Source organism: Streptomyces millisiae (genome assembly GCF_031845425.1).
Classification (GTDB): domain Bacteria; phylum Actinomycetota; class Actinomycetes; order Streptomycetales; family Streptomycetaceae; genus Streptomyces; species Streptomyces millisiae.
This window is the reverse complement of the sequence record NZ_JAVREM010000004.1, coordinates 168,646-181,911: the sequence shown is the minus strand read 5'-3', so window position 1 is coordinate 181,911 and position 13,266 is coordinate 168,646. Positions and strand designations below refer to the sequence as shown.

The window sequence follows — 13,266 nt, the reverse complement described above, 5'->3', positions numbered from 1 at the left end:
TGTGCCAGACGCCATGCTCAAGGACCTGGCCCGGAAGATCGCCGATGCCCTCTGGGGAGCCCTGGGCACACCCTCTGTGGGCAAGAACCAGGACAACGAGGGGTAGCGCCGCATGACGAAGGGCCCCGCTGGTGATCAACGGGCCCCTCGATTTGCCTGTTGAGGCAGGGTGCGGAGGATACGAGATTGGAACTCGTGAGGGTGTGAACCCAACACGCTTTCCAACTGTTCGTCCCGTCGTCCAGGCGGATTCGCCGCCATCCTGGCCAGCGATGCAGTCTCTCGAGTAGACCTCCGGACCCCACTGAAGGAGGGCGAATGCAACTGGAAGTGCAACTGGCGGACGCCGTCGATGTGAGGCCTCGCCTGGGGCGTTATCGATCTATAGGAGACTCTGGGCCGCGGCTGGGTCGGCTGGTGGTGTCTGGCGTTGCCGGAGAGCGTCTCGCTGGTGGCTGCGTACCACCGCACCTGCAACCTGCCCAGGGGACCTACTCGTTCCCTGGGGCCCCGGGCAGCGAGTACACGAACTCCTTGCCTCCACCCTCGGGGCCGGCTGTGCGGTTGCGCACGAGCGCTCCTGCCTCGACCAGGCGCTTGAGGCGGTTGTTGGCGTTGGGCAGGGAAATTCGAAGGGCGTCCGCGAGAGCGGTCGTTCGGAATCTGCCGAGCTGACGCGCTTGCTCGTAGGTATCGGCGAGCAGCGCTGCGTCTCCGAGAAGGACGCCATCATCACCGTCCACAGCGATCTGCTTGCGTCGTTCTAGACACACGGTGACCGCGTCACGCGTCTCCTCGCTCAGCCCGACCAGTTGGACTCCCTGGACGTCGCTGTCCCCGGCAGCCAACGACAGGTAGAACTTGCCGAGGAACTCGTCGGTGAAGCTGTTCGTCATCGCGTCCACGCCGACGAAGTCGATGGTCAAGAGGGCAACGGGCGCGGCTTCGTGGACTTGGGCCTCCAACGCGTTGCGCACGGTGATGCCGCTGGTGCGAGTGAACAGGAAGCTTCCGTGATCTTGAACGGCGAACCTGAGCGAGGCCCCGTTCTTCCTCGGTTTCATTGAAGGCATTGAAGCATAGGCGGCCTACGGTGTGAACGACACTCTCAGCCACGCCCAGGTGCCTTCTACCCAAGTGGGGGATGACTGTCGGCGAGGCACGGAGGCGCTGCGCGGTTGTCGACCAGCATGGAGCAGCCCGTCGCCACTGCGCAGCACGAGCCGCGCGGGCCCCCGGGCGCCAGCGTGAGCCAGCAGGTCAGGCAGGCCGTTGCCCCTCTGCTCAGTCGTCCCGCTGACGCCAGGTTCGAGTGCTCGTTGTAGAGCGTCAGTGCTGGTGGCGACATTCTTGTGCTCTGGGTTCTGTCGAAGGTGCCTGAGCACGCCGATGCCGGTGTCGCAGATGGCCACCTCAAGCCTCCGGTAGCGGGTCGTCCTACCGGTGTAGGTCTGCGCGGCGATGAAGGCTCCGGAGGGACCTAACCCGTGGCTGATCGCATTGTCGATCAGTTCGCCGATGCTTCTGGAGACTCGGGCGCCGTTGCCGGCGCCGAGGCTCGCCTTGGCCAATTGCCCGATTCGTTCCCCTACGGCTCCGGCGGTCTCAGGCGTCAACGGACTGGTCTCCAGCAGCGCGGACGCACGATCCTGCCTGTCGTCGAACGGCAGATGTCCGACGACCTGGGCCTCCGCAGGCAGGCGAGCAATCAAGTCCATGCGCTGCACGTACGAAGCCACTCGGGCGTCGGCAGGTAATACCAGTTCAACCTCACCGCCCGCGGCGCTCTGCTTGTGCGTGAGCGCGGCTATCGCCGCGAGGTCCAGAGGGCTGGCGAAGCGCAGCCGACGGGCGTCCACCACGAGGTCAGAGCCGACATCGGCATCCATGTGTAGGTCATTACGGAGCAAGGGGTGACGTCCGGCGAGTTCCAACAGCACAACACGACACGATGCCAGGCGCTCGACCGCGTCGCGTGGGGCTTTTCTGTCGTGGTGCATCGAAGCCGACATTCTGCTACGCTTTCATTGAACTCAATGAAAGCGAGACCCTCGTGCAGCACGTCAGCTACTTCGACGCCTTCCTCAAGGAGGTCGTCAACCTCAGCCAGAGCAAGTTGGACCGGTTGGACCGGGGGGTTACAGCGATCTACGAGGCACTGAAGAAGGATGAGGAGCTCGGCAGCCACATCCTCGGCAAGAAGCCCCAGGGATCCTGGGCCCAGCGGACCATCATCAACCCGGTTGGCGACAAGGAGTTCGACGCCGACTTCATGCTGGAGATGAAGGAGAACCCGGATTGGGCCCAAAGCCCTAAGCTCTACATCGAGAATGTCTATGCCGCGATCCACCGGCACAGTACCTACAAGAAGATGCCCCATACGCGTAAGTGCCGTTGCGTTCAGCTCAGCTACGCGGGCCAGATGCACGTCGACATCGTTCCCTATGTGCGGCTCGCCAGCGGTCGCGAGGTCATCGTGAACCGGGACGAGGACCGGTGGGAGGACACCAATCCGGCCGGCTTCACGGCCTGGATGCGGGCGAAGGACGAGATCGCCGACGGAAATCTCCGCAAGGTCATCAGGCTGATGAAGTATCTGCGCGACCACAAGCGTTCCTTCACCGGTACCCGGTCAATCATTCTGACCACCCTGCTCGGCGAGCGGGTCTCCGATGTTCCTAAGCTCATCGACCCTGGCTACTACGGCAACGTCCCCTCCGCCTTGCTGCACATCGTCAGCGACCTCGACCACTGGCTCCAGCAGCGCCCCTACAAGCCCTCCATCCCCGACCCGTCCGGTTCCGGGGTCACCTTCGACCATCGATGGGACCAAAGCACGTACGCCTACTTCCGAGCCCGTATCAATGCCCACGCGGCACAGATCAAGCTCGCCTACGAGGAGACTGACCCGGCGAGGAGCCTTCGGCTGTGGCAGCAAGTGTTCGGCGACCGCTTCCAGGCACCAGCCGCATCCGGCCGTTCCAAGTTCCTCGCACCGGCGCCTGCTGCGGCGACAGTGACGAGGACCGGGCGGGCGGGGTGACCAAGCGGAAACCGACTCGGACGAGCCTGTCCCCGTGGCAGACCAGTTTCCTGAACGATCTCCGGACGCTGGCTGCCCAACAGCCGCACGACCTGCGTATCACAGGCCAGCCGACGGCAACCTCAGACGGTCGCGTTTCCATCGGGTTGCGGCTGTTCATCGCGGGATTGCCGATGGAAGAAGCGGGACTTCCGCTGAAAGACGAGGAAGACTTCGTCGTGATCCTATCGGGTGACTCACTGCAGGCTCCCATGGTGGAAGTTGAGCACGATCGCTTTGTAGGCCACCCGCACGTGCTGCAAGGCCGGAGGCTGTGCCTCTACCTTGACCCGTCGCGCGAGTGGGATCCGGTGGGCGGCACCACCGCTTTCCTCAATAGACTCTGGCAGTGGCTGACGGACGCCTCGGAGGGCCGCTTCAATGCCTCCACCGCGCTCTATCACGCAGTTGGGGGAGTTCTCCACCAGACATCGGGTACGCCGACAGTCGTCGTTCGTCAATTCGGTGTCGGTCGACATGTCCAGCTCGGATGGCTGGAGACCAGATCATCTCATCGATTAGATCTAGTTTCAGGGGGGAGTGGTGAGGACCGAATGCGCGCTCCGGTCCTCACCACTGCGGCCTATATGCCGTACGGGGCGGGCACCACCCTTGCTGAACTTCTAGCCCTACTTACCACGCAGCCAGTGGGTGGGGAGAGGCCTGGCGCTTCGAGCCTTGCCGAGCAGTCCGCTGCTTTCCTCGCCGCTCTTGCGGCCAGTGCTGCCAGGAGGCCACACGACAGTCCACAGTACTTTGTTCTAGCCGTACCCAATCCGGCTGGAGGCCCTGACCATCTGCTGGGGGGCCGCTTGACCCCGCCTACGGCCAACCTCCTTCGTCATAAGGTGAAGCAGCACGGTGTGGCCGCGACCGTTGTCAGCCTCAGCGCGGACGACGTGGAGACACCCATCGAGTGGTGCACGGTTTCTGACGAACGCCCTGCAGTGACGACTCGACGGGATAGCGGCCGACCCGTCAGGTCATTCCGCGGGAAGCACGTTTACATTTGGGGATGCGGCGGCATCGGATCTTGGGCAGCCGAATTCATAGCCCGCTCCGGCGCCACCCAGATCACCCTGTGCGACCCAGCAAACATCACTGGTGGTCTTCTCATCCGGCAGAATTACACTGAGACCGACATCGGCAGCACCAAGGCTGATGCACTAGCTCGCCGCTTGAATGCCATCAGTGACGGCCTCAAGGTGGAAGTTGTGCCCTGGCTTTCACTCGATGAAGCCACTCGGGCTGTCACCATGGCCGATGTCGTCATAGACGCCACGGTGAGTCTTTCCGTAGGCCGCCTTCTTGACGCTCTTGCCGACAATCCCGATCGCAGAGCTGTCCTCGCACAGATCGCTACGGATGCACGAACCGGTTGCCTCGGTATCGTGGCTGTGTCAGCCCTCGGCGACAGCGTTGGCCCATCGACCATCGACCGTCAGGTTGGCCCTGTGGTGCTGGGCGATCCCCGGATGGAGCTCTATCACTCGTTGTGGCAGGAACCGCTGGAGGACGACGAACTGGTACCCACACGTGGTTGTTCGGTGCCCACCTACCACGGTTCGGCGGCCGACATGGCTGCAGTGGCCGGCAGTTTGGTGACCTTCCTGGGTAATCACCTCAGGGCGGCCCAGGTCTCCGGTACACACCTCTGCGCGCTACCCCACGCGCATGGTGGACCCGCCCACCGATTCCTCCCGTACTCCTGAAAGAGGGCCGTCGGGCGGCTCCAACTTTCGTCTCGCCGGCACTCAGAGTGATGTCCAACGTGCGCCAGTACCTGCCGTCCAACCGCTCGTAGATCGCAAGCTCAGGATGCACCTGTTGATGATGGAGACGCCCGAGGGATATGGCTGCGGACAGCGGTAGAGCAGGGAGTACGTGGAGCCGGCGGATGGTCTTGGGCGCCGCGTCGAGGTCTGCAAGAAAGGAGCGAACACAAGCGATAAAATTTCTTAGGGTACCCTGGTGGGCGATGATATCGGGAGCGCTCGGCACTCCTGCGGGGCTGATCTGATAACGGCGTAGACCGCGTAGCTCAGCCGGTATCTCTTCCGGATTGACAGTGCCCGAGATGCTCAATACGACCACTTCCTCCCGGTCGTGGGGAGCCGCGTGGTCGAGGCGGGTAGTGAAATCCACTACCGGAGCGGTTTCCTGCCAGCACCAGGATTCGTCGTGGCGCTGACGCTGATGGATTTCGGTCGGTACAGTGTCATCGAGGCGAGACCCGAGATAGACCAGCAACGGTAATCTGGCGAAGCCGAAGACGCTGAGGTGTCTGACGGCATTGGTGACGATACCGTGCTTCAACTGACGTTCGATCACATCGTCGATCAATGCCGTGGCGTTCCGGAAGTAGGAGTGGCTCCGCTCTCCAGGGTCGCTCATCATGTCCGTCGGCCCGGCAGACTCACCGAGTACGTGCCGTAAATCAATCTCAATGCCATGCCGGGAGTACGACTCTAAGAAAAGCGGATATCGCTTGGCTGCAACCACGGCGGTCATCGCCGCCTCTCTCGATAACTCAACCTCCCTCCCATGGACTTGACCGACCATGCGCAGCACGGTGGTAGCGCGATCTTCACTCAGACCTGTCAGGTGCCGGATGCGGTCTTCATGTGACCTCTTGAGTTCCCTGAGTGTGCTGACTGTGTAGACGTCCAGGGCGCCGGGTGCGTCGAACTCGGCGTGGTCGTCAGCACAGACCAGCATCAGATTGTCGGCCGACTCCCGGTGATCCAACGCACTTTTCCCTCGGGGGGAGCGAGTGCTGTCATGTCTGCCGACGATGTGGGCGAGCTCGCCCAGCCATAAGGTTCTGGCTGTCATTCCGCCGTCCAGGAGGTTGCGGTTGCAGATCACGCATCTGCCGCCACACCGTACCCATACTTCCAGACGCACTTTCGGCGAGATCTTCCCACCGCGCCGTCCGCTCCCTGTCCCGCCCATGCTGTCCATCCTCGTCCGTACCCGGGCTCCAGGATGAAGCTACGCCCCCGGTAGCACGTGGGCCGTGCCCGACCAGTACGCGGCGAACATAACCAGCCAGAGTCGTCTCGTTCGGCGCACGGCGTAGTCCCGTTTGTCCAGGTAGGAGCATATTTGGTGACAACGGGTGCGACCGGAAATGCCGCCATGCACGGCAGGGCCTGGGCTGCTGGCGGTCGCGCATGCCGTTCAGCCCGGTGAGAGCTGGGTCAGCGGTACGAGTCTTCGTACTCGTGGGGGTGAAACCAGAAATTCTCTCAACTGTTCGCGTCGGCGTTCGCGATAGGTATCGATATCCTGTTCACAAGCGAGACTGGTGACGCGGCGGCTTGGAACCGGGAAAGTTGGACGAATGTAATCGCTCGAACTCGAGCGCCAAGGAATTAGCGGGTCTCGTCGTCGGATCGGTGTCGGCCGCACCACCATGTACGCGCTCATCGGGTCGGGGACGGTGTGGTCTGCCCAGATCTCGGCCGTCTACGCCGCATACGCGCCCAGGCGCTCGACGACTACATCGCGACCGGCCCGCCGTGTCGAGCATCACGCTCACGGCCTGACGGGGGCGGAGATGGCCAAGTCTCGCCAGCCCAACGGCGCTTCCTCGATCTTCCAGGGCAAGGACGGGTGTTGGCATGGCTACGTCAAAGGCAACGGCAGGCCCGACCGCTGTCACGTCAGCCGCAAAACTTGTACCGACGTGACCAAGGCCGTCCGCGAGTTGGAGAAGCAGCGCGATGCCGGCACTGTGCGCAAGGCCGGGCAGGCCTGGACGGTCGCGTCGTGGCTGACCCACTGGGTGGAGAACATCGCCGCTCTGCACGTCTCCGAGAACACGATCGACGGCTACCGCGTAGCGGTCTTCCACCACCTCATCCCCTGCCTCGGCGCGCACCGCCTGGAGAGGCTGGAGCCCGAGCATCTGGAACGCTTCTACCAGCGGATGCGTGCGGGCGGCAGTGCCGCCGGAACGGCGCATCAGGTGCACCGGACCGTACGCGCCGCCCTCAACGAGGCGGTGCGCCGTCGGCACCTGGTCCAGAACCCGGCCACGATCGCCAAGGCTCCGCGGCTGGAAGAGGAGGAGGTCGAGCCTTATACGGTCGAGGAGGTGCAGCGCCTCCTCGTTGAGGCCAACAAGCAGCGCCATGCGGCGCGTTGGGTGATCGCGTTGGCCTGGGCCTGCGGCAGGGCGAGGTCCTGGGACTGAGGTGGGCGGACGTCGACTTCGACCTCGGAGTGCTTGTCGTCCACCGTGGCCGGCTGCGGCCCCGGTACCAGCATGGCTGTGGCGACACGTGCGGACGCAAGCCTGGTTACTGCCCCCAGAAGATCAACACCCGCCGGGAGACCAAGAACACCAAGTCCCGCGCGGGCCGACGGCCCATCGGTATCCCCGCGCCCCTGCTCAAGCTGCTCGTTCAGCACCGGGCGGAGCAGGAACGGGAGCGCCGGATCGCGGGTGATCTGTGGGTGGAAAAGGGGTATGTGTTCGCGTCGCCCACGGGCGAGCCGCTGAACCCGAACACCACCGCTGGAAGGCCCTGCTCAAGGCGGCGGGCATACGCGAGGGCCGCCTGCACGACGCACGGCACACCGCTGGCACCGTCCTGCTCATCCTCGGCGTCCCGGAGACGGTCGTCGACGCGATCATGGGCTGGGAGCCGGACAAGTCCGCCGGCAAGCGGCGGCGCTACCAGCATCTGACCGGACGTGTGCTCAAGGACACAGCCGACAAGGTCGGCTGCCTGTTGTGGGGCGCGGGGGAGGCGCCGGGCGGCGCCTGATCCGGCAACTGCAACTAAAACTGAGACGGACAAGACGAAGGCCCCGGCCGTGGATGGCGGCGGGGGCCTTCGGTCAGCCCGGTGAGAGCTGGCGGAGGATACGAGATTCGAACTCGTGAGGGTGTGAACCCAACACGCTTTCCAAGCGTGCGCCCTAGGCCTCTAGGCGAATCCTCCGTGGGGAACGATACAAGACTCCGGTGGATGGTCGCGAACCGTATGCGGGGGCGTGGGTGGGGGTGGGGATCGGGTAGGGTTGGCGGCAGCCCCTCACGCGGCGCTATCTCGCTGAACTCCCCCAGGGCCGGAAGGCAGCAAGGGTAGGTGAGCTCTGGCGGGTGCGTGGGGGGCGCTGTGCTGTCCGCCGGGTGTCAGTGGGGGCGGATATGGTCAAAGGCGTGTCCTCGCTCGCGCTGTACCGCCGCTACCGACCCGAGACCTACGCCGAGGTCATCGGGCAGGAGCACGTGACCGTCCCGTTGCAGCAGGCCCTGCGGAACAACAGGGTCAATCACGCGTACCTGTTCAGCGGCCCGCGCGGTTGTGGGAAGACGACCAGTGCGCGGATTCTCGCCCGGTGTCTCAACTGCGAGCGGGGGCCGACGCCCACGCCGTGCGGGGAGTGCCAGTCGTGCCGTGACCTCGCGCGGAACGGGCCGGGGTCGATCGACGTGATCGAGATCGACGCCGCCTCGCACGGTGGCGTGGACGACGCGCGTGAGCTCCGGGAGAAGGCGTTCTTCGGGCCGGCCGTCAGCCGGTTCAAGATCTACATCATCGACGAGGCGCACATGGTCACCCCGGCGGGGTTCAACGCCCTGCTGAAGGTGGTGGAGGAGCCGCCCGAGCACCTGAAGTTCATCTTCGCGACCACCGAGCCCGAGAAGGTCATCGGGACGATCAGGTCGCGCACGCACCACTATCCGTTCCGGCTGGTGCCGCCCGGCACGCTCCGTGACTACCTGCACGAGGTGTGTGAGCGCGAGGCGATCGCGGTGGAGAGCGCGGTGCTGCCGCTGGTGGTGCGGGCCGGGGGCGGTTCCGTGCGTGACTCGATGTCGGTGATGGACCAGCTGCTCGCGGGCGCCGGGCCGGACGGGGTCACGTACGAGATGGCCACGTCGCTCCTCGGGTACACGGACGGGGCGCTGCTCGACGACATCGTGGAGGCCTTCCGGGCGGGGGACGGGGCCGCGGCGTTCGGGGTGGTGGACCGGGTCATCGAGGGGGGCCACGACCCCCGGCGGTTCGTGACGGACCTGCTGGAGCGGCTGCGGGACCTGCTGATCCTGGCGGCCGTGCCGGACGCGGCGGAGAAGGGGCTGATCGACGTTCCGGCGGACGTGCTGGAGCGGATGAGCGCGCAGGCGTCGGCGCTCGGTCCCGCGGAGCTGAGCCGGGCGGCCGACCTGGTGAACGGGGGGCTGACGGAGATGCGGGGGGCGACGTCACCGCGGCTGCAGTTGGAGTTGATCTGTGCCCGGGTGCTGCTGCCGGCGGCGTACGGGGACGAGCGGTCGTTGCAGAGCCGGTTGGAGCGGCTGGAGCGGGGGGCGGTGTTCCAGCCGGGGCCGGGGGCGGGCCAGGGCCAGGGCCAGGGCCAGGGGCAGGGGCATGGGCAGGGGCAGGTACGGGAGCAGGCCGCGGCGCCGGCGCCGGCTGCGCCGGCTCCCGTGGCGGCGCCCGAGCCGCCGCCCGTCGCGGCGCGGCCGCAGGCGGCGCCCGAGCCGCCCGCGCCGGAGCCGGCTCCGGCGCCGAAGGCGGCCGGCGCCTGGCCCACGGCGAGCCGGCCCGCGGCCGCGCCGCAGGCAGCCCCGCAGGCGGCCCCGCAGGCCGGGGCCTGGCCGACGGCCCAGCAGGCCCAGCCAGCGCGGCCGGCACCCGCACCCGCGCCAGCGCCCCCGCCCGTCGCCGCCGGAGGCGGAGGCGGCGGCGGTGGGGACATCGGGCGGGTGCGGCAGATGTGGCCGGACATCCTGGACGCCGTGAAGGGGCGGCGCCGCTTCAGCTGGATCCTGCTCAGCCAGAACGCGCAGATCGCCGGCTTCGACGGGACCACGCTGCGGCTCGGCTTCGCCACCGCCGGCGCCCGCGACAGCTTCGTCAACAGCGGCAGCGAGGCCGTGCTGCGGCAGGCGCTGAGCGAGGCGATGGGCGTGCAGTGGCGCATCGAGACCGTCATCGACCCGAGCGGGGGTGGTGGCGGCGGTGGCGGGATGGGCGGCGGCGCGCCGTTCGCGCGGCCCGCCGCGCCGCAGCCGCCGCAGGCCGCCCCGCCGCCCACGCCCTCACACACGCCCTCGCCCAGGCCCGCGCAGGGCGGCGCGCCCCAGCCGCCGCCCCCGCCCGAGCGGAGCGGGCCCCCGCAGCCGCCCCCGGTGGCGGCCGAGGACGACGTGGCGGCCGAGGACGACCCGGATCTCGACGACACGGCGCTCACCGGATACGAGCTGATCGTTCGGGAGCTGGGTGCGACCGTTATTGAGGAGTTTCGGCATGAGTGAGACCGACCGTCGCTGAGCCCGTAGGCTCAGGGGGGTCACAGGTAGTCGAGAGCCAGGAGTGAGACCGGCCGTGTTCCCCGGTGGTGGGGTCGACATGCAGCAGCTGCTGCAGCAGGCCCAGAAGATGCAGCAGGACCTCGCCGCGGCGCAGCAGGAGCTGGCCGAGACGCCGGTCGAGGGCTCCGCCGGCGGCGGCCTCGTCAAGGCCACGGTCACCGGCGCCGGCGAGCTGAAGAGCCTGGAGATCGATCCGCGCGCGGTGGACCCCGAGGACACCGAGACGCTGGCGGATCTCGTGGTGGCCGCCGTCCGCGACGCGAACAACGCGGCGCAGGAGCTGGCCAAGACCAAGCTCGGCCCGCTGGCCCAGGGCCTCGGCGGTGGTGGCCTTCCCGGGCTGCCGTTCTGAGCCTCGCTGGCCTATGGTGAGGCGGACCGAGGGAGAGGGCGGCACATTCCGTGTATGAGGGCGTGGTCCAGGACCTGATCGACGAGCTCGGCCGGCTGCCGGGCGTGGGCCCCAAGAGCGCCCAGCGGATCGCGTTCCACATCCTCCAGGCCGAGCCCACCGACGTCCGCCGGCTGGCCAACGCGCTGACCGAGGTCAAGGCGAAGGTCAGGTTCTGCGCCCTCTGCGGCAACGTCGCGCAGGAGGAGCACTGCCGGGTCTGCCAGGACCCGCGTCGGGACGCCACCGTGATCTGCGTGGTCGAGGAGCCCAAGGACGTGGTGGCGATCGAGCGCACCCGCGAGTTCCGGGGCCGCTACCACGTGCTGGGCGGCGCGATCAGCCCGATCGACGGCGTCGGCCCCGGCGACCTGCGGATCAGGGAGCTGCTCGCCCGCCTGGCCGACGGCACGGTCACGGAGCTGATCCTCGCCACCGACCCCAATCTGGAGGGCGAGGCGACCGCCACCTACCTGGCCAGGATGGTCAGCTCGCTCGGATTGCGGGTCACCCGGCTGGCCAGTGGGCTGCCGGTCGGGGGAGACTTGGAGTATGCCGACGAGGTCACCCTGGGGCGCGCCTTCGAGGGGAGGCGGTTGCTCGATGTCTGAGGCAGGGAACGCGGGGAACGCTCGGCACGGGCAGTCCGTTGGGTCCGTAGGGACAGCAGGGGAGGCGATCGCGTGACGTCCGAAGTGGTGCCGAGCGAGGATGAGCTGGCGGTCTCCGGGCCCGACAGCTTCGCCGTGCAGATCGCCGACCAGATCGAGAGCTTCATGGTCGCGGTCACGGAGGTCGCCAAGGGCGACGACCCGGACAGCGCCGTCCCCTATCTGCTGCTCCAGATCTCGCAGCTGCTGCTCGCCGGCGGCCGGCTCGGCGCGTACGAGGACATCGTCCCCGAGGAGCGCTACGAGCCCGACACGGGCCCCGACCCCGACATGGACGAGCTGCGCGAGCGCCTCGCCGCGCTGCTGGCGCCGGTCGACGTGTACTCGGAGGTCTTCGACCCCTACGTGCCGCACAGCAAGCCGGTGCCCTCCCGCATCTCGGACGACCTCGCCGACATCATCAGCAATCTGCGGCACGGCATGGCGCACTACCGCGAGGGCCGGATCAGCGAGGCCCTGTGGTGGTGGCAGTTCTCCTACCTGTCGAACTGGGGGCCGACGGCCAGCGCCTCGCTGCGCGCGCTGCAGTCGCTCGTCGCGCACGTCCGTCTCGACACCCCGCTCGCCGAGCTCGACGGCCTGGACACGGACAGCGGCGCCGAGGACGGCGACCTGGAGCGGCAGGCCGGCCGCGTGATGGAGGCCGAGATCGCGACCCCGCTGGGGTTGGGCCCGGAGCGCTAGGCACGGCGTCCGCGCGGGGGCCCTGGGCCCGAATGCGACGGTGGCGCCACGGTCGTACCGTGAGGAAAGGAAAGGCGCCAAGCGTTCCCTGCCAGGTGAAGGGGTGAGCCATGCCCGTTCAGTTGCCCCCCGACTTGCACAAACTCATCATCTCCGGGTTCGAGTCCCACGAGACGGACTTCGGGGCCGCGTTCGACCGCAGCGACGAAGAGGCGCGGAAACGCATTCTGGAGCAGGTGGTCAACGAGGCCGCCCGCGCGGAGATGATTCCGGAGGAGGGCAGGTTCTGCTCGGTGACGGTCATCGCCCACTCGGACCGGGTGGACGACGCCCCCTCGCCGGAGCAGGCGCGCGCGGACGAGCTCCAGGTGAGCGTTGACAGAGGTGAGAGCGCCCTCCTGTGGCTGTTCGACCGGATTCAGCAGGTGCTCCAGGACGCCGAAGCGGTCGTGCCGGCGGACCTCGACTCCATGCAGTCCGTCAATATCTTCCGGGTCTCCTGCGGCGCGGCCCACCTGCTCTTTCCCGTTCCCACTCCGGAGCAGCGTCCGCAGAACAGACGGGTCGAATTCGCGGTGGCGTCCTTTCTTCCGCCCGAGACGCCCGTTCTCTGACCCTCGGAGGCGACCGACCGGGTTCCGGCGGCTGCCATTTCGAAGGACAATAGGGGGTGAAAGGCGTCAATCGACCCTCTTGAGAGGGGTGAGCGTGATGACGACGATGACCCGGGACGAGACCCCCGTGGTGGTGTCCAACGAGGCGGGCGTCGAGGTCCGCAGCAGGCCGATCGGCGGCGATCTGGCCGTCAGCTACATTCGGCTCCCCGCCGGGACGGACATGTCGATCCCGCTGAAGGGACTGCCCGACGACCAGTGCCAGTGCCCGCACTGGGGCTTCCTGACCAAGGGCAGGATGAAGCTGCACACCGGGCACGGCGACGAGATCTACGAGGCCGGGCAGGCTTACTACTGGGCGCCCGGGCACGCCCCGGAGGCGCTCGAGGACAGCGAGCTGATGGAGTTCTCGCCGGCCGACGACTTCGCCAAGGTGCTCGACCACGTGAAGGAGCAGGTCGGCTGAGCGACCGGCCGGCGCGGCC

At 67.1% G+C, this 13,266-nt stretch carries 11 protein-coding genes, 1 tRNA gene, 1 other RNA gene and 1 pseudogene; 10 read left to right on the top strand and 4 right to left on the bottom strand.

Annotated elements, in window-relative coordinates; genetic code table 11:
• Nucleotides 1-491: 491 nt before the first annotated feature.
• Complete coding sequence (locus RNC47_RS06705; protein WP_311596411.1) at nucleotides 492-1,064, bottom strand: hypothetical protein; 573 nt, start codon at nucleotides 1,062-1,064, stop codon at nucleotides 492-494.
• A gap of 24 nt (nucleotides 1,065-1,088) precedes the next feature.
• Nucleotides 1,089-1,889 carry a hypothetical protein gene (locus tag RNC47_RS06700; RefSeq protein WP_311596410.1) on the bottom strand — a complete coding sequence of 267 codons (801 nt, stop codon included), beginning with the start codon at nucleotides 1,887-1,889 and terminating at the stop codon, nucleotides 1,089-1,091.
• Nucleotides 1,890-2,053: 164 nt separating this feature from the next.
• On the opposite strand from RNC47_RS06700, the gene RNC47_RS06695 reads away from it, so the two are divergent.
• Together RNC47_RS06695 and RNC47_RS06690 are read left to right on the top strand one after the other, a co-directional pair.
• On the top strand, nucleotides 2,054-3,043 hold the full coding sequence (locus RNC47_RS06695; protein ID WP_311596408.1) for an SMODS domain-containing nucleotidyltransferase: 990 nt from the start codon (nucleotides 2,054-2,056) through the stop codon (nucleotides 3,041-3,043).
• A complete protein-coding gene (locus RNC47_RS06690; RefSeq protein WP_311596406.1) occupies nucleotides 3,040-4,794 on the top strand; it encodes a ThiF family adenylyltransferase in 1,755 nt (584 codons plus the stop codon). The genes RNC47_RS06695 and RNC47_RS06690 overlap by 4 nt, the downstream gene beginning before the upstream one ends.
• Here RNC47_RS06690 and RNC47_RS06685 read toward each other — a convergent pair.
• Nucleotides 4,706-6,037, bottom strand: a complete 1,332-nt coding sequence (locus RNC47_RS06685; RefSeq protein ID WP_394814726.1) for an SAVED domain-containing protein — start codon at nucleotides 6,035-6,037, stop codon at nucleotides 4,706-4,708. The two genes, RNC47_RS06690 and RNC47_RS06685, sit on opposite strands and share 89 nt — an antisense overlap.
• A 607-nt stretch (nucleotides 6,038-6,644) precedes the next feature.
• Between RNC47_RS06685 and RNC47_RS37755 the strand changes: the two are divergent.
• A pseudogene (locus tag RNC47_RS37755) lies at nucleotides 6,645-7,860 on the top strand (tyrosine-type recombinase/integrase).
• A gap of 89 nt (nucleotides 7,861-7,949) precedes the next feature.
• Here RNC47_RS37755 and RNC47_RS06670 read toward each other — a convergent pair.
• Nucleotides 7,950-8,037: transfer RNA gene (locus tag RNC47_RS06670), tRNA-Ser, on the bottom strand.
• 84 nt (nucleotides 8,038-8,121) lie between these two features.
• Between RNC47_RS06670 and ffs the strand changes: the two genes are divergently transcribed.
• The 7 genes from ffs (at nucleotide 8,122) to RNC47_RS06635 (ending at nucleotide 13,247) form a co-directional block, all read left to right on the top strand.
• Nucleotides 8,122-8,220: signal recognition particle sRNA small type (ffs, locus tag RNC47_RS06665), an RNA gene on the top strand.
• Between the two features lie 38 nt (nucleotides 8,221-8,258).
• On the top strand, nucleotides 8,259-10,364 hold the full coding sequence (locus RNC47_RS06660; protein ID WP_311596400.1) for a DNA polymerase III subunit gamma and tau: 2,106 nt from the start codon (nucleotides 8,259-8,261) through the stop codon (nucleotides 10,362-10,364).
• 70 nt (nucleotides 10,365-10,434) lie between these two features.
• Nucleotides 10,435-10,773, top strand: coding sequence for a YbaB/EbfC family nucleoid-associated protein (locus tag RNC47_RS06655; RefSeq protein ID WP_311596398.1), 339 nt, complete (start codon nucleotides 10,435-10,437; stop codon nucleotides 10,771-10,773).
• Nucleotides 10,774-10,823: 50 nt separating this feature from the next.
• Nucleotides 10,824-11,423, top strand: coding sequence for a recombination mediator RecR (gene recR / locus RNC47_RS06650; RefSeq protein WP_311596396.1), 600 nt, complete (start codon nucleotides 10,824-10,826; stop codon nucleotides 11,421-11,423).
• A 72-nt stretch (nucleotides 11,424-11,495) separates the two neighbouring features.
• Nucleotides 11,496-12,167 (top strand): DUF5063 domain-containing protein, encoded by a 672-nt coding sequence (locus tag RNC47_RS06645; RefSeq protein ID WP_311596394.1) that lies wholly within the window; start codon nucleotides 11,496-11,498, stop codon nucleotides 12,165-12,167.
• A 110-nt stretch (nucleotides 12,168-12,277) separates the two neighbouring features.
• Entirely contained in the window at nucleotides 12,278-12,781 is a 504-nt protein-coding gene (locus RNC47_RS06640) for an OmpA family protein (protein WP_311596392.1), read from the top strand.
• 97 nt (nucleotides 12,782-12,878) lie between these two features.
• The gene (locus RNC47_RS06635; protein ID WP_311596390.1) at nucleotides 12,879-13,247 is read left to right on the top strand and encodes a cupin domain-containing protein; all 369 of its coding nucleotides are present in this window, start codon (nucleotides 12,879-12,881) and stop codon (nucleotides 13,245-13,247) included.
• Nucleotides 13,248-13,266 lie beyond the last annotated feature (19 nt).

What these genes read in the sequence shown, in the direction of transcription:
- RNC47_RS06705 (WP_311596411.1), bottom strand. Translation starts at nt 1,064, where the DNA reads ATGAAACCGAGGAAGAACGGGGCCTCGCTCAGGTTCGCCGTTCAAGAT.
- RNC47_RS06635 (WP_311596390.1), top strand. Translation starts at nt 12,879, where the DNA reads ATGACGACGATGACCCGGGACGAGACCCCCGTGGTGGTGTCCAACGAG.
- RNC47_RS06700 (WP_311596410.1), bottom strand. Translation starts at nt 1,889, where the DNA reads ATGGATGCCGATGTCGGCTCTGACCTCGTGGTGGACGCCCGTCGGCTG.
- RNC47_RS06685 (WP_394814726.1), bottom strand. Translation starts at nt 6,037, where the DNA reads ATGGGCGGGACAGGGAGCGGACGGCGCGGTGGGAAGATCTCGCCGAAA.
- RNC47_RS06640 (WP_311596392.1), top strand. Translation starts at nt 12,278, where the DNA reads ATGCCCGTTCAGTTGCCCCCCGACTTGCACAAACTCATCATCTCCGGG.